The sequence below is a fragment of the Flavobacterium suzhouense genome (assembly GCF_042684765.1).
Lineage (GTDB): Bacteria > Bacteroidota > Bacteroidia > Flavobacteriales > Flavobacteriaceae > Flavobacterium > Flavobacterium suzhouense.
In genome coordinates this window covers 37,285-51,592 of the sequence record NZ_JBHUMD010000001.1, presented here as the reverse complement: position 1 = coordinate 51,592, position 14,308 = coordinate 37,285, and the positions used below count along the sequence as shown (strand labels likewise).

The following is a 14,308-nucleotide window of genomic DNA, read 5'->3' as shown; positions in this document are numbered from 1 at the left end:
ATATGAAAATTCTTGTAACCGGCGGACTAGGCTTTATAGGTTCGCATACTGTAGTAGAACTTCAGAACGAAGGTTTTGATGTGGTTGTAATTGACGACCTGTCTAATTCTTCTATCGAGGTACTTGACGGTATACAGGCCATTACCGGCAAAAAACCGGATTTTGAACAAACAGACCTTCGCGATAAGGCTGCTGTACAAAACTTCTTTGCAAAATACAGCGATGTATCAGGCATCATTCACTTTGCAGCTTCTAAGGCTGTAGGCGAAAGTGTAGAAAACCCATTATTGTATTATGAAAACAATATTGGTGCACTGGTATACCTTTTACAGGGATTACAGGCAAAACCTGAATCGCATTTTATCTTTAGCTCATCATGTACTGTTTACGGACAGGCAGAAAAAATGCCTATTACCGAAAACGCTCCTATACAAACTGCAATGTCTCCTTATGGAAATACAAAACAAATAGGTGAAGAGATCATTCAGGACGTTGCAAAAGTAAGTGGCATCAATTCAATATTGTTACGTTACTTTAACCCTATCGGAGCCCATGAGTCTGCTAACATTGGCGAATTACCTAAAGGAACTCCGCAAAACCTTGTTCCGTTCATTACGCAAACTGCTATTGGACTAAGACAACAGCTATCGGTTTTTGGGTCTGACTACCCAACGCCGGATGGCACCTGCATTCGTGATTACATTCACGTGGTAGATCTTGCCAAAGCACACGTTACTGCGCTTAAGCGATTAGTGAACAAAGCGAACGCTGATAAAGTTGAAATCTTTAACCTTGGAACAGGTAAAGGAAGTTCGGTTCTTGAAGTTATCAATGCGTTTGAAAAAGTAAGCGGACAAAAACTGAATTACAAAATTGTAGACAAACGCCCGGGCGACATAACAGAAGCCTATGCAGATACTGATAAAGCCAATAACGTCCTAGGCTGGAAAGCCGAACTTTCTCTTGATGAGGCTTTGGCTTCAGCATGGAAATGGGAACAGAAAATAAGAAAGTAGGCCGTCGCAGTATTCAGTATACAGACAATCACACTATAATTTAAAAAATCCGAAGCTAATGCTTCGGATTTTTGTTTATAATTCTTTCTTCATTTTATAGTTGATGAGTATAACATCACTTCTTTGGTTTTGCTGAAGAGTTCTTTCATCTCGGGGAGGTCGCTTAATGATGCCCGACGTATTATGACTTTATCTTTGCTCATATCAAACAAATATAGACATTATTCAGGCTGCATACCCGTAGTAATGGCAATACGGTTCCAGCCATTGATCGCAATGATTGCCATAATAACCTGAGCAACATATTTTTCGCCCAACAGCGTTACGGCATCACTATACGTTTTATCCGAAACATGGTTTGATATTTGGGTAACCTCTTCGGTAAGCGCAAGTATAGCCTGCTCTTCTTTAGTGAAGAAAGGAGTATCCCTCCACGCACTAAGTGTAAAGATACGTTGTTGGGTTTCACCATATTTAAGAGCATCTTTAGTATGCATATCCAGACAGAAAGCACAACCATTAATTTGTGATGCTCTTATTTTAATAAGCTCTTTATGAGTTTTGGTAAGTTCTGTAGCTGCAAGGTATTTTTCAAATGCAAGCATCGTGTTATATCCTTCAGTTTCAACTTTAAAAAGGTTCATTCTATTTTCCATAACTTTAAAAATTAAATTTGTTATTTGATTTGTACATGACAAATTTCCGTCAATACCTCCTCAAAAAACTTAATCATGGTTAAGAAATGAAATTTAGTCAAAATTTATTTTTTCGCCCTCACCTTACTTAAAAACTCAGGAGTAATCCCTAAAAAGGAAGCCAGCATATATTGTGGAACACGTTGAACAAATTCCGGATAGCGCTCTACCATCATTCTGTATTGTTCCTCCCCTCCCAAATTGAAAATATAATGAATTCGATTAAGCTGGGCTGCATATGCTTTTTCCAAAACTATTCTGAAATATTTTTCCAGCTGAGGAAGCTTTTCAAAAAGCTCGTCCTGTGCCTTTCTGCTAATTGCTATTACAGTAGTTTTTTCTATTGCCTGTATGTAAAAATTTGACGGCTGATTACTTTTAAAACTGAAATAATCGGTCATCCACCAGTTCTCAATAGCAAACTGTATAACCTGTTCGGTTCCTTTATCTGTCGTAAGATACATCCTCAGGCAACCGTCGGCTACAAAGTAATTCTCATTGCAAATCTGTCCGGCTTCCAGCAAATGCTCTTTCTTTTTAAGTTCCCTAAGCTCAAGAGAAGCCAACAGCAATTCCGTCTCCTCGCGGGTGAGGCTTACATGTTTTTTTATATGTGTAACAATTGCATCAAACATACTACTCATTATTAAACAGCTGAAAGATACAAATTATAGCTTTTTATAAATAATGTGTACCTTGCACACCGCTAAAACAATTAAACCCAAATATGAGATTATTACGACTTCTTGTCCTGATATTGGTTCTTCCTGCCTATGCGCAGCAAGGCGGTATGTGGATTCCTTCCCTGCTTAAAGGGATGAACGAAAAAGAAATGAAAAGCCTGGGCATGAAAATGTCTGCATCAGACATTTATGATGTAAACCATTCGAGCCTTAAAGATGCGGTTCCGCAATTTAACGGAGGCTGTACATCGGAGGTTATTTCTTCTCGCGGATTGTTGCTTACTAACCACCACTGTGGTTTTGGAGAAATACAATCGCACTCAACTGTAGAACACGATTATCTTGCCAATGGCTTCTGGGCTATGAGCCTAGCAGAAGAGCTGCCTAACCCAGACCTTGAAGTAACTTTTATCGTAAGGATAGAAGATGTTACCACCCAAGTTCTTGAAGGTGTAGCATCACTGACAAACGAGAAAGACAAACAGAAAAAAATCCAGGAAAATATTACACGTCTTACCAATACACTTCCTAAAGAATCGTGGCAGGGTAACAGCATCCGTACTTTTTACGAAGGTAATCAATACATGCGTTTTGTAACTGAAACTTTTGAAGACGTTCGTCTTGTAGGAGCACCACCTTCATCAATAGGTAAATTTGGGTCGGATACCGACAACTGGGTATGGCCAAGACATACAGGTGACTTCTCTCTTTTCCGTATTTATGCCGGTAAAGACAACAAACCTGCAAAATACTCTAAGGACAATGTTCCGTATGTGCCCAAGCATTACTTCCCGGTATCTATCGGTGGCGTAAAAGAAGACGACTTTACAATGGTATTTGGTTATCCTGGGAGAACTACCGAGTACCTTCCTGCGGTTGCGGTAGAACAAATTGTAAACAGCCTTAACCCAGCAAAAATTGAAGTAAGGGATGCAGCTCTTAAAGTAGCTGACGGCTTTATGCGTAAAGACCAGGCAATAAAAATACAGTATGCTGCTAAATATGCACAAATTGCCAACTATTGGAAAAAATGGATAGGTGAAACGCAGGGACTTAAGAAAAGTAATGCCGTTGCCATTAAAAAAGCAAACGAGAAGGATTTCCTTGCACGCGTTGCCAAAGCCGGTAAGCAGGCCGAGTATGGCAATCTTCTGGCAGATTTTGAAAAGAATTATAATGAGATCGCTCCTTATGCACTGGCAAGAGACTATTTCACGGAGGTTGTTTTACGAAACACCGAACTACTTACAACAGCTTACAGACTCTACCAACTGGAGCAGATTTACAATGCCAGAGGAGAGCAATCATTCAGTGACAGAAGGGACAACACAATTCTTGGACTTGAAGAGACCTACAAGAATTTCAACAAGAATGTGGATGAGAAAGTTTTTGAACAGCTTATAGCACTTTATGCTGCAAAATTGCCTAAGCAATTCCAGCCGGAAATTCTTAAGGGTGCCGACCTGAAGGCTATGACATCTGAAATTTACGGCACTTCAAAACTAACCTCTTATGATGGAGTAAAAGAACTTCTGAAAGGTGATGCCAAAACTGTTATTGCCAATCTTAATGAAGACAAAGGTTACAAACTGGTAAAAGCACTTACAAATGCTTATTACGAAAACGTAGCTCCAAAATATGACGAGATCAACCTGAAGATAACAGGTCTTCAGCGCACCTATATGAAAGGCATACTGGAACTAAGCCCGAAAGATGCACGCATCTTCCCGGATGCTAACAGCACACTGCGTGTTACTTATGGCAAAGTAGATGGCTACGAACCTAAAGATGCCACTTACTACGGACCTGTAACTTACCTTGACGGTGTTATGGAAAAGTACATTCCGGGTGATTATGAATTTGACGTTCCTCAAAAACTTATCGATCTTTACAATAAAAAAGATTACGGCCGCTATGGCGAAAACGGTAAGATGCCGGTATGTTTTATAGGCACTAACCACACTACGGGAGGTAACTCAGGCAGCCCGGCAATTGATGCTAAAGGAAACCTTATAGGCCTTAACTTTGATCGTGTGTGGGAAGGAACCATGAGCGACATTTATTATGACCCGTCTATTTGCCGTAACATTATGGTAGATATGCGCTATGTGTTATTCATTATCGAGAAGTATGCCGGAGCCAAGCACCTGGTAGACGAAATGAAGGTTGTAACCAAATAATCGTAATCGTTTTCGTAAAAAAACAAAAGAGAAACCTTTGCGGTTTCTCTTTTGTTTTTTATAGCTACCATAAAGGCAAAAACCTACAAAAAAAGCAAACCAAAATCATCAAACCCCTTGATTTTAAAGGGCAAAACGGAAATATTTTTTTTTCAGCCAAACAGCCCCTGATATTAAAAAATTTATATCTTTGCTTCGAATTAATAATTAACCTTTATAATTTAGTAAGATGAAAAAAGTTGTTTTAAGCCTAGCTCTAGTAGCAATGATGAGTGTTTCTTTCGTTTCTTGTAAAGAAACTAAAACTGAAGAAACTACAGTAGAAGAAACTGCAACTCCAGTTGAAGAAGCTCCAGTTGTTGAAGAAACTCCTGCTGCTGCTGATACTACAGCTGTTGAGGCTGCTAGCCCAGCTGAAGCTGCTCCTGCTCACTAAGAAATAGCAAGACGACAGTCAAAGTATTTGAAAACCTTCGCTAAGCGAAGGTTTTCTTTTTTTACAGGGTTTATAAAAAACTTAAGAAAAGATATGCTAACTTTGAGTAAACCACCCCAAAACAAAGTAGTATGCCTACAACATCCTGCCGTATCAACGACACCGATATAGACTGGATAGACATTAGCGATCCCAGTAAAGATGAATTAATAGAGGTAAGTAAAAGGTACAGCCTTAACCGCTATACGCTAAGAGACTCTTTAGATCCGGATCACCTGCCAAAATATGAAGAACATAATGATACGCATTTTATCATTGTAAGGATACTGAAGGACATTGATTCCGAAAGCAGGAACCAGCAAACCATACAAAGCCTTAGCAGCAAGATTGCGCTCTTCTTCAACAAGAACTTCATCATTTCAATACACCGCAACGAGCAATCAATTATACACGATATAAAGGCTGGTTTTGTCGATACCGGAAAAATTACCTCAACAACGGGAGTTGCCATACGCATATTACGCGATGTACTCCACTCTTACGAGCAACCTGCAATCAAACTTTCAGATGAAATAGATTTTTTTGAATCGAAACTTTTCCTAAAAAAGAATACCCCTTCCGACATGATAGAAGACATTTATTATGTGAAGAACAAAGCCGGACTCTATAAAAAGCTGTTGGTATTAAGCAACGAGGTAATCAATTCGCTTATTACAGAAGGAGAAGACAGGCCTGCATTACGCGATGTACGCGACCTGCATACCAAACTGATGCTGCTGTATGACCAGATACTCGAAGACGCCAATAACCTGCTGAATATTTACCTTTCGCTTTCGGCACGAAAAACCAATGATGTAATGAAGATACTCACGGTATTTTCAGTATTCTTTATGCCACTTACTTTTATTGTTGGGGTTTACGGAATGAATTTCAAATTTATGCCCGAACTGGAATACAAATGGGGTTATCCACTCTCAATAGCATCTATGGTGATAATATCAGTGATTATCTATATTTGGTTTAAGAGGAAGAAGTGGCTGTAGTCATTTCTTTTTTGAGACGAAAGAGGCTTATGTAGTGAAATGGGGCATGAAATGGACTTCTTATATCATGTCGCATAAGCTTTACCTTGTTAACATAAGCACTATTTTCATCAAATAATATTACAAGCTTATGACCCCCAGTAAACATACCTGTACTTGTATGTACTTCGATTATATTTTTACCTTCGTCAATTATTTTTATATTGGGATACCAGGATTTCAAAGATTCGACTACCGCCTCTCTGTTTTCAGGCAGTGCGCCACCCTCTATACAAATTAGCTTACCCCTCAAATACAAGCCAGAGAGAATATACAAATCTACAATCCATACTAATAAAGGCACATCATTTATGCCCTGTATAAAAATCTCTACAATAGTAAACACAGGAAACAGCAACCAGAAACCACCATCAAGAACAGCATCCAATATACTTTCCCATCCCCATTTATAGAGAATTCGTTTGTGTTTTATACTACGTGCAATATCAATTGTCATGAAAGAATATAATAAATAAAAAAGCCCTAAACTTTCGTTTAAGGCTTTTTGTACTCAAGGCGGGACTTGAACCCGCACGGGCATTACTACCCACTGGATTTTAAGTCCAGCGTGTCTACCAATTCCACCACTCGAGCATAAACTGATAGTTTGAGCGAAAAACGGGGTTCGAACCCGCGACCTCAACCTTGGCAAGGTTGCGCTCTACCAACTGAGCTATTTTCGCGTTTTATACCGCTGTTTGTTTCAGTATTACGGGTGCAAATGTAGCACTTAATTTCAATTCTGCAAACGTTTCAGCGAAAAAAAATCAAAGAAAAACATAACCTTCTGATAACGTTTCGCTTAAAATTGAAAGTTTTTTAGACCCGGAAGCTACACCACAGAGATTCGCAAAGAAATCGCAAAGGTTCGCAAAGACTTTTATCAGCTTAAACACCCAAAGCCTCTCTATTCTGCGCGCCGAACTGAACACTGAACACTGAACACTGAACACTGAACACTGAACACTGAACACTGAACACTGAACACTGAACACTGAACACTGAACACTACTTCGTCAGCATTCTCTTTATCTCGTTCAGTTTCATTAGTGCCTCTACCGGTGTAAGCGTATTGATATCAAGATTCACGATCTCTTCTTTTATTTCCTGCAATAACGGATCATCAAGATTAAAGAAGCTCAGTTGCAGTTCATCTTTGGCAGTAGCTTTGCCGTTTGACAATGCTTCACCTGAATGATCTTTCTCAAGCTTTTTAAGGAGTTTTTGCGCCTTCTGGATTACTGTTTGCGGCATCCCCGCCATCTTGGCTACATGGATACCAAAACTGTGTGCCGAACCGCCTTTTACAAGCTTACGGATAAACAGCACTGTATCCTTAAGCTCTTTTACCGAAACGTTGAAATTCTGGATGCGCTCAAAGATATCCTGCATCTCGTTCAGTTCGTGGTAATGCGTAGCAAACAGCGTTTTTGGCTGTGCAGGGTGTTCGTGCAAAAACTCGGCAATAGCCCATGCGATAGAGATACCATCATAGGTACTCGTACCACGACCAATCTCATCCAACAGAATTAGGCTTCGGTCGGATATATTGTTCAAAATGCTGGCCGTTTCATTCATCTCTACCATGAAGGTCGATTCACCCATAGAGATATTATCCGACGCTCCTACCCTTGTGAATATCTTATCCACTATACCCATGCGCACGCTCTCTGCAGGTACAAAGCTACCCATCTGCGCCAGCAGTACTATCAGTGCAGTCTGACGCAGGATGGCCGATTTACCCGACATATTAGGACCGGTAATCATAATGATCTGCTGTCCGCTTCGGTCAAGGTAAACATCGTTGGTAATATATTCTGTACCGACAGGTAGTTGCTTCTCAATTACCGGGTGGCGCCCTTCTTTTATCTCAAGATCAAAGCTATCATCTATAACCGGGCAAACATATTTATTGTCAATTGCCAGTTGGGCAAATGAACTAAGACAGTCCATTTGTGCCACAAGGCTTGCATTAAGCTGCACCGGTTTTATGTAGGTTCCGATCCAGATAACAAGCTGCTCGAACAACTGTGTTTCAAGCGCATGGATTTTTTCCTCGGCACCTAATATTTTCGATTCGTATTCTTTAAGCTCTTCGGTAATGTAACGCTCCGCATTCACCAATGTTTGCTTACGTATCCACTCTGCCGGAACTTTGTCTTTGTGTGTATTACGTACTTCGATATAATATCCGAATACATTATTAAATGAAATCTTCAATGAAGATATCCCTGTCGCTTCCGACTCCCTTCTTTCAATTCCTTCAAGATATTCTTTACCGGAATTGGAGATATTCCTCAAATCATCTAGTTCAGGATGAATACCTGTTGCAATGGCATTTCCTTTATTGATAGACACCGGAGCATCAGGGTGAAGTGTAGTTTTTATCTTCTCACGAAGCAGGTCGCAGGCATGAAGGCTATCGCCAATAGCTTTAAGTGCCTCGTTCTTGCTTTCCAGTGCCAGTGCTTTTATGGGTACGATGGCATCCAGCGAGTCTTTCAGGTAAATTACCTCACGCGGACTCACCTTTCCTGTTGCGATCTTAGAAATAAGACGCTCCAGGTCGGATATCTGTTTTATTTGATACTGAATCTTGTTCAGGGTTTCCTGATTGTCTTTCAGGTAGGCTACTACTTCATGACGCACTCGTACCTTATTGGCATCCTTTAGCGGAAGCGCCAGCCAGCGTTTCAGCAGTCGGCTACCCATAGGCGAAAGCGTTTTATCGATGACATCAAGCAGGGTTACAGCATTCAGGTTTGGGCTTTGATACAGCTCAAGGTTACGAATGGTAAAACGGTCCATCCACACATAAGCATCCTCGGCAATACGCTGAATAGATGTAATGTGCTGCACTTTGTTATGCTGCGTTTCCGACAGGTAATACAATACCGCTCCCGACGCAATGATACCCTCCTGCAGTTCTTCTACCCCAAAACCTTTAAGGGAATTAGTTCCGAAGTGGGCTGTAAGGTTCTCAAAAGCATAGTCCTCCTTAAAAACCCAGTCTTCGAGGTAGAACGTATGAAAATCTTCGCCAAAGGCTTCCCTGAAATTATTTTTCTCCGCTTTAGGCACCAACACCTCACTCGGACTGAAGTTTTGTAATAGTTTATCAATGTATTCCTCATTACCCTGCGCCGTAAGGAATTCTCCCGTAGACACATCAAGGAATGAAACACCCATTGTCCTTTTTCCAAAATATACCGATGCCAAAAAGTTATTGCTTTTGGAGTGCAGCACCTCATCGTTCATTGAAACCCCCGGAGTAACCAGTTCGGTCACGCCGCGTTTCACGATGGTCTTGGTCATTTTCGGGTCTTCAAGCTGATCGCATATCGCAACACGAAGACCTGCCTTAACCAGCTTTGGCAAATAGGTATTCAGCGAGTGATGCGGAAATCCGGCAAGAGCCGTTTCTGTTTCACTGCCCGCCCCTCTTTTGGTAAGCACTATCCCTAATATCCCGGCTGCCCTTATGGCATCTTCGCCAAAGGTCTCATAAAAGTCGCCCACACGAAACAACAGGCACGCATCAGGATACTTTGCCTTAATCTCGTTATACTGTTTCATTAACGGGGTTTCTTTGGGTGCTTTTTCTTTAGTCGCCAAGGGAAATAGGTTTAAATTAACTTAATGGGCGAAGTTACTCAAATTCTGAAAAAGGTAAACGCGGTGTTGGTAAATGGTGGATAAATTTATTATCCCTTGAAATTTATAAATCCAGAATATTCATTAACACCATATGTACAGACGTTGCACTGCAACGTCTCTACCCTACAATACAAATCCTGCAAGGGTTTCAAAACCTTGTAGGTATAATTTATATATTTGGCTTAATTGAATATCTTATAAAAATGGATAACTACAATACTGAATTAGAAAAGTTGATTTCAATTTTAAATAGGGACACTAAGAAAGACAATATCGCTAACATTCTATTATTCAGAGATTACTTATCAAAACTTTTCGCATGGAAGAAAAAGCTTGGGGACACTTCAGAATTCATAAAAACTAAGGAAGCTCATAACTTATTTTTAAATATTAATTCTGAATGGACAGCTAAACTTGAATCATTGGAAGAATTCAATTCAAAGTTAATAGCCAATAATATTCCTGTAAAAAGCGGACGGTATTTTAACGATATTTTCATCTACCTTTATTTTCAATGGAACTTAAATTCGGATAGAACAGAAATAAATGAATGCGAATTAGCAAATCCTTATCAACCCGCAATTAAAATCATTGAAAGATGTAAAGATATACATACGCACAATGGACAATTCGAAATTGGAAAATACACTTACAACAATCGCGAAAAATACAAAAATTTCACTCTCCCTTCTTTAGAAGATGATTTTTTGGACTATATAGACAACAAACTAAATCATCTAGGAACTTCCGGCATCCCCAACCAACAGGAAACCAATAAACTTTGGGAAGAATTTCAAAAACTAAAACAATAATTTTAAAAAGGAGAAGGAAACTAACGAATACGTTTGATATCAGGCTATTTCTTTAAAATATGTTTACATTTGCGGTTATCTATTCCAAAAAACACATGAGAAAATTAGCTAACAGTGAGCTAGGCCGCAAAAGCATCGAAGACTTTAAAGAAGCCGAGAAGACCCCGCTCATCATAATACTTGACGACATCCGCAGCCTGCACAATATAGGCTCGGTATTTCGTACTGCCGATGCTTTTCTTGTAGAGAAGATCTACCTGTGCGGCATTACCGCCACCCCTCCCAATAAGGAGATTCACAAGACCGCCCTTGGTGCTACCGATACCGTAGCCTGGGAATATGCCAAAGATGTTCTCGAAGTCATCACAAAACTTCAGGCAGAAGGCACTGATGTATGGGCTATAGAACAGGTGGAAAACTCAGTTTACCTGAATGATTTCCAGCCTGAAGAAGGAAAGAAATATGCCCTTGTTTTTGGCAACGAAGTAAAGGGCGTATCACAGGAAGCCATAAAACTGTGCAGCGGCACTATTGAGATTCCTCAACTTGGGACTAAACATTCCCTGAATATCTCGGTAAGTGCCGGTATAGTCGTGTGGGATATTTTCCAGAAAAACCATATAACAGCAGGTTAAGCCCCAACCTCTCACACTTACGACATGATACTATTTCAACCCTCTTTTAACGGGAGCATTAGTAGTGCGCGACTGTTTGGGACTGCACTATTTCTGTTCGTAATACAACATATTAACGCACAAGACATTGCACCAGTAGTTACGGCAACAGGCCAACAAACCTATTGCCCCGGCACTCCGCTAAATATCGCTACGGATTTTAACATTACCGATGTTGATGATACCGGTGCGGAAGCTGCGTACATACAAATTTCATCAGGTTATGTAAACGGAGAAGACATCGTGAGTCTTAACAGTGTACCTGGACTTACAGCAACATGGAATGCAACATCGGCAACCCTTACCATAAAAAGCACTACACCCGGCGCGGAAATACCTTATCCGACACTTAGAGATGCCATAAAATTTAACGTTATATACAACAATATGTCGGCAAATCCATCTGCCGGACAACGTACTTTTTCCATATCATTAGGCGACGCTAACTATCTGGCTTCAACAGGGCATTATTACAAATTCATAGCTGCAGACGGCATTTTATGGACGAATGCAAAAATCGAAGCAGAGAACACCACTTATTACGGACTTCAGGGTTACCTGGCTACTCTTGGGTCGGCCGACGAAGCTCAGCTTTGCGGGGAACAGGCAACAGGAACGGGATGGATAGGCGGTAGTGATGCCGAACAGGAAGGCGTATGGAAATGGATGACCGGTCCCGAAGCAGGTACTGTTTTTTGGAACGGTGGAGCAAACGGATCCACACCTAATTTTGCCTTTTGGAATAGTGGCGAACCCAACAACATGGGAGCAGAAGATTATGCCCACATTACGGCTCCGGGAGTAGGTATTCCAGGTTCGTGGAATGACCTTGCCAATGCCGGCAGCGGCGGGCAATATGCCCCAAAAGGTTATATAGTAGAATTTGGCGGCATGCCGGGTGATCCGGTATTGCAGATATCAGCCACTACTACAATAGATGTGGAAAAACTAACCGAAACCACCCCTGCACAACGCTGCGGCGATGGTGCAGTCACTTTACAGGCAGTCTCAACAGGCGGGATGGTATATTGGTATGATGCACCCACAGGTGGTAACCTTCTCACTACAGGCTCGAGTTTTACGACCCCATCATTATCGCAAACAACAACCTACTACGCATCAGCATATTCACCGGGCTGCATCACGGGTCCGAGAAGAGCTGTAATAGCAACAATCAACACTCAACCCTCCTTACCAAATCCTGATCCAGTTGCGCCAGTTTGTTACGGAGATCCTGCACAACTTACAGCAACTGTTACTTCGGGAACATTAAACTGGTATGATGCACCCACCGGAGGAACACTTTTAGGCACAGGAAGCCCTTTTACTACATCTCCGCTTACTGCCGAAACCACTTTTTATGCCGAAGTAGTTAGCACCGGATGCCCGGCAACCTCACGGGAGGCCGTAATAGTTAGCGTTTTACCACTACCGGTTGTAACCGACGAAGAAATAGAATTTTGCGAAAAAACAAGAACTACAATAAATGCAGGGATTTCAGGTGTAACCTATGAATGGTCGACAGGAGCGACCACACCATCCATAGAAATTAACGCGGCAGGGACCTACACAGTTAAAGTAACAAATCCGGCAGGCTGCAGCGCGGTAAAAACCATTACAGCCACTACCCTCCCTTCGGCAGATATAGTCCGCGTGGAGGTGAACAGCGACGTTGCAACTGTTATCATGTCCGATCCTGAAATAAACCATTATGTATTCTCACTTGATGGCAACAGCTATGGAGACTCAAATGTTTTTTACAACCTCAATCCCGGGCAGCATACGATAAAAGTACGCTCTAAAAATGGCTGCGGAAGTGATTCGATGACATTCTACGTGTACATGATACCAAAGTTCTTTACCCCTAATGGTGACAACATCAATGATGTGTTTACTATTGCAGGCATGTCAGCCTACCCTCAGGCAACTATCAATATCTTTGACCGCTATGGTAAGATTGTAGCTGCCTTAAACAGCCGCAACCGTTCATGGGATGGTACATTTCAGGGACATCGGCTACCGGCAACCGATTATTGGTACATTATTAAACTAACCTACGATAGTGAAGAAATTAAAGGGCATTTTAGTTTGATTCGATAATCGTTGTAAAGAAATTTATTCCCCACGGGGAAATATGAGCCAATGCATATTAATTTCTACCAGCATTCATTCCCTACGGAAAACTTCCATTCCGAATATCGCGTAGCGTTTTAATGCTGGTAGCAAACAATTAGAACAGGGAGAAAATTTCCCATAGGGAATAAATTTCGTTATACCGCAACAACAGGCTTATGCAACACAAGCGATAATATTTGGGCCGGGCTATCAATATGGTAGTCCGGCTTATTATTTTCAAGAGCTTTTTCATTGTCGTAACCCCAGCTTACCCATGCAACATCTACACCGCTTTTACGGCAGGCAATTACATCACGAAGTTCATCACCCACATAGAGTATCTCAGAAGGTTTTACATCTTTATCCCTCAGGAATTTATTAATAAGCAAATGTTTACCAAACATACTTCGGGAAGAATAAATGCGCTTGCACTTTACTTTATGCTGCCTGAAAAACTGCTCGATATTGGTTTTGGAATTAGACGAAAGCACAGCATATTTAACCCTGTTTTCAGTTAATGACAATAGCAGTTCTTTCATGCCTTCATTAAACTCCAGTTTAGGTATTGCTGCTTTATACCTTCGGATAATTACCGAAGCCAGGAATGGTATTTTATACAATGGCACCCCTAATAACCGGCAGCGTTCGGTAATGCTAAGGCAACGGAGCTCATCGAGATTTTCCTCATTAAGCAGCTGATAGCTATTTTTTAGCGCAAGTTCGTTATAGAGTTCAATAAATAAGGACCGCGAATCGGCAATAGTGCCGTCAAAGTCGAAGACAATAAATTTATAAGGATACATTTAATGATTGATGATGATGATTTAATACTGCAAAGGTAATTAGTTATAGTATACATTTATAAATTATCATCTTAAAGCTCGTGAGGAGCTGAATATTATACGCCACCCCTCACGAGCTCACAGAATTATCGTCATTTATTTTCTATAAATATGCT

The 14,308-nt window shown here is 40.9% G+C and carries 12 protein-coding genes and 2 tRNA genes; 7 read left to right on the top strand and 7 right to left on the bottom strand.

The annotated features are described in order from the left end of the window. Nucleotides 1-2 precede the first annotated feature (2 nt). Nucleotides 3-1,016 (top strand): UDP-glucose 4-epimerase GalE, encoded by a 1,014-nt coding sequence (gene galE, locus ACFSR3_RS00235; protein WP_379819178.1) that lies wholly within the window; start codon nucleotides 3-5, stop codon nucleotides 1,014-1,016. Nucleotides 1,017-1,237: 221 nt separating this feature from the next. On the opposite strand, the gene ACFSR3_RS00230 is transcribed toward galE, so the two are convergent. After that, a complete protein-coding gene (locus ACFSR3_RS00230; RefSeq protein WP_379819177.1) occupies nucleotides 1,238-1,672 on the bottom strand; it encodes a carboxymuconolactone decarboxylase family protein in 435 nt (144 codons plus the stop codon). Between the two features lie 104 nt (nucleotides 1,673-1,776). Further along, the gene (locus ACFSR3_RS00225) at nucleotides 1,777-2,346 is read right to left on the bottom strand and encodes a Crp/Fnr family transcriptional regulator (RefSeq protein WP_379819176.1); all 570 of its coding nucleotides are present in this window, start codon (nucleotides 2,344-2,346) and stop codon (nucleotides 1,777-1,779) included. A gap of 92 nt (nucleotides 2,347-2,438) precedes the next feature. Between ACFSR3_RS00225 and ACFSR3_RS00220 the strand changes: the two genes are divergently transcribed. The 3 genes from ACFSR3_RS00220 (at nucleotide 2,439) to ACFSR3_RS00210 (ending at nucleotide 6,053) form a co-directional block, all read left to right on the top strand. Further along, entirely contained in the window at nucleotides 2,439-4,574 is a 2,136-nt protein-coding gene (locus tag ACFSR3_RS00220) for a S46 family peptidase (RefSeq protein ID WP_379819175.1), read from the top strand. A 229-nt stretch (nucleotides 4,575-4,803) separates the two neighbouring features. Then, a complete protein-coding gene (locus ACFSR3_RS00215) occupies nucleotides 4,804-5,010 on the top strand; it encodes a hypothetical protein (RefSeq protein WP_379819174.1) in 207 nt (68 codons plus the stop codon). Nucleotides 5,011-5,141: 131 nt separating this feature from the next. Continuing rightward, a complete protein-coding gene (locus ACFSR3_RS00210; protein ID WP_379819173.1) occupies nucleotides 5,142-6,053 on the top strand; it encodes a magnesium transporter CorA family protein in 912 nt (303 codons plus the stop codon). Here the strand turns inward: ACFSR3_RS00210 and ACFSR3_RS00205 are convergent. From ACFSR3_RS00205 to mutS, 4 genes are all read right to left on the bottom strand, one after another. Next, nucleotides 6,031-6,549 (bottom strand): hypothetical protein, encoded by a 519-nt coding sequence (locus ACFSR3_RS00205; RefSeq protein ID WP_379819172.1) that lies wholly within the window; start codon nucleotides 6,547-6,549, stop codon nucleotides 6,031-6,033. The genes ACFSR3_RS00210 and ACFSR3_RS00205 overlap by 23 nt on opposite strands. 51 nt (nucleotides 6,550-6,600) lie before the next feature. After that, nucleotides 6,601-6,686: transfer RNA gene (locus tag ACFSR3_RS00200), tRNA-Leu, on the bottom strand. Nucleotides 6,687-6,702: 16 nt separating this feature from the next. Next, a tRNA-Gly gene (locus tag ACFSR3_RS00195) sits at nucleotides 6,703-6,775 on the bottom strand. 325 nt (nucleotides 6,776-7,100) lie between these two features. Further along, nucleotides 7,101-9,707 (bottom strand): DNA mismatch repair protein MutS, encoded by a 2,607-nt coding sequence (gene mutS / locus ACFSR3_RS00190; RefSeq protein ID WP_379819171.1) that lies wholly within the window; start codon nucleotides 9,705-9,707, stop codon nucleotides 7,101-7,103. A 245-nt stretch (nucleotides 9,708-9,952) separates the two neighbouring features. On the opposite strand from mutS, the gene ACFSR3_RS00185 reads away from it, so the two are divergent. From ACFSR3_RS00185 to ACFSR3_RS00175, 3 genes are all read left to right on the top strand, one after another. Beyond that, complete coding sequence (locus tag ACFSR3_RS00185; RefSeq protein WP_379819170.1) at nucleotides 9,953-10,561, top strand: hypothetical protein; 609 nt, start codon at nucleotides 9,953-9,955, stop codon at nucleotides 10,559-10,561. Nucleotides 10,562-10,656: 95 nt separating this feature from the next. Further along, nucleotides 10,657-11,196: an RNA methyltransferase gene (locus ACFSR3_RS00180; RefSeq protein ID WP_379819169.1), complete on the top strand. Its 540-nt coding sequence runs from the start codon at nucleotides 10,657-10,659 to the stop codon at nucleotides 11,194-11,196. 24 nt (nucleotides 11,197-11,220) lie between these two features. Then, complete coding sequence (locus ACFSR3_RS00175; protein WP_379819168.1) at nucleotides 11,221-13,335, top strand: Ig-like domain-containing protein; 2,115 nt, start codon at nucleotides 11,221-11,223, stop codon at nucleotides 13,333-13,335. Between the two features lie 170 nt (nucleotides 13,336-13,505). On the opposite strand, the gene ACFSR3_RS00170 is transcribed toward ACFSR3_RS00175, so the two are convergent. Continuing rightward, nucleotides 13,506-14,153 carry an HAD hydrolase-like protein gene (locus tag ACFSR3_RS00170; RefSeq protein WP_379819167.1) on the bottom strand — a complete coding sequence of 216 codons (648 nt, stop codon included), beginning with the start codon at nucleotides 14,151-14,153 and terminating at the stop codon, nucleotides 13,506-13,508. Nucleotides 14,154-14,308 lie beyond the last annotated feature (155 nt).

What these genes read in the sequence shown, in the direction of transcription:
- ACFSR3_RS00225 (WP_379819176.1), bottom strand. Translation starts at nt 2,346, where the DNA reads ATGTTTGATGCAATTGTTACACATATAAAAAAACATGTAAGCCTCACC.
- ACFSR3_RS00175 (WP_379819168.1), top strand. Translation starts at nt 11,221, where the DNA reads ATGATACTATTTCAACCCTCTTTTAACGGGAGCATTAGTAGTGCGCGA.
- ACFSR3_RS00185 (WP_379819170.1), top strand. Translation starts at nt 9,953, where the DNA reads ATGGATAACTACAATACTGAATTAGAAAAGTTGATTTCAATTTTAAAT.
- ACFSR3_RS00170 (WP_379819167.1), bottom strand. Translation starts at nt 14,153, where the DNA reads ATGTATCCTTATAAATTTATTGTCTTCGACTTTGACGGCACTATTGCC.
- ACFSR3_RS00180 (WP_379819169.1), top strand. Translation starts at nt 10,657, where the DNA reads ATGAGAAAATTAGCTAACAGTGAGCTAGGCCGCAAAAGCATCGAAGAC.
- ACFSR3_RS00215 (WP_379819174.1), top strand. Translation starts at nt 4,804, where the DNA reads ATGAAAAAAGTTGTTTTAAGCCTAGCTCTAGTAGCAATGATGAGTGTT.
- ACFSR3_RS00210 (WP_379819173.1), top strand. Translation starts at nt 5,142, where the DNA reads ATGCCTACAACATCCTGCCGTATCAACGACACCGATATAGACTGGATA.
- galE (WP_379819178.1), top strand. Translation starts at nt 3, where the DNA reads ATGAAAATTCTTGTAACCGGCGGACTAGGCTTTATAGGTTCGCATACT.
- ACFSR3_RS00230 (WP_379819177.1), bottom strand. Translation starts at nt 1,672, where the DNA reads ATGGAAAATAGAATGAACCTTTTTAAAGTTGAAACTGAAGGATATAAC.
- ACFSR3_RS00205 (WP_379819172.1), bottom strand. Translation starts at nt 6,549, where the DNA reads ATGACAATTGATATTGCACGTAGTATAAAACACAAACGAATTCTCTAT.
- ACFSR3_RS00220 (WP_379819175.1), top strand. Translation starts at nt 2,439, where the DNA reads ATGAGATTATTACGACTTCTTGTCCTGATATTGGTTCTTCCTGCCTAT.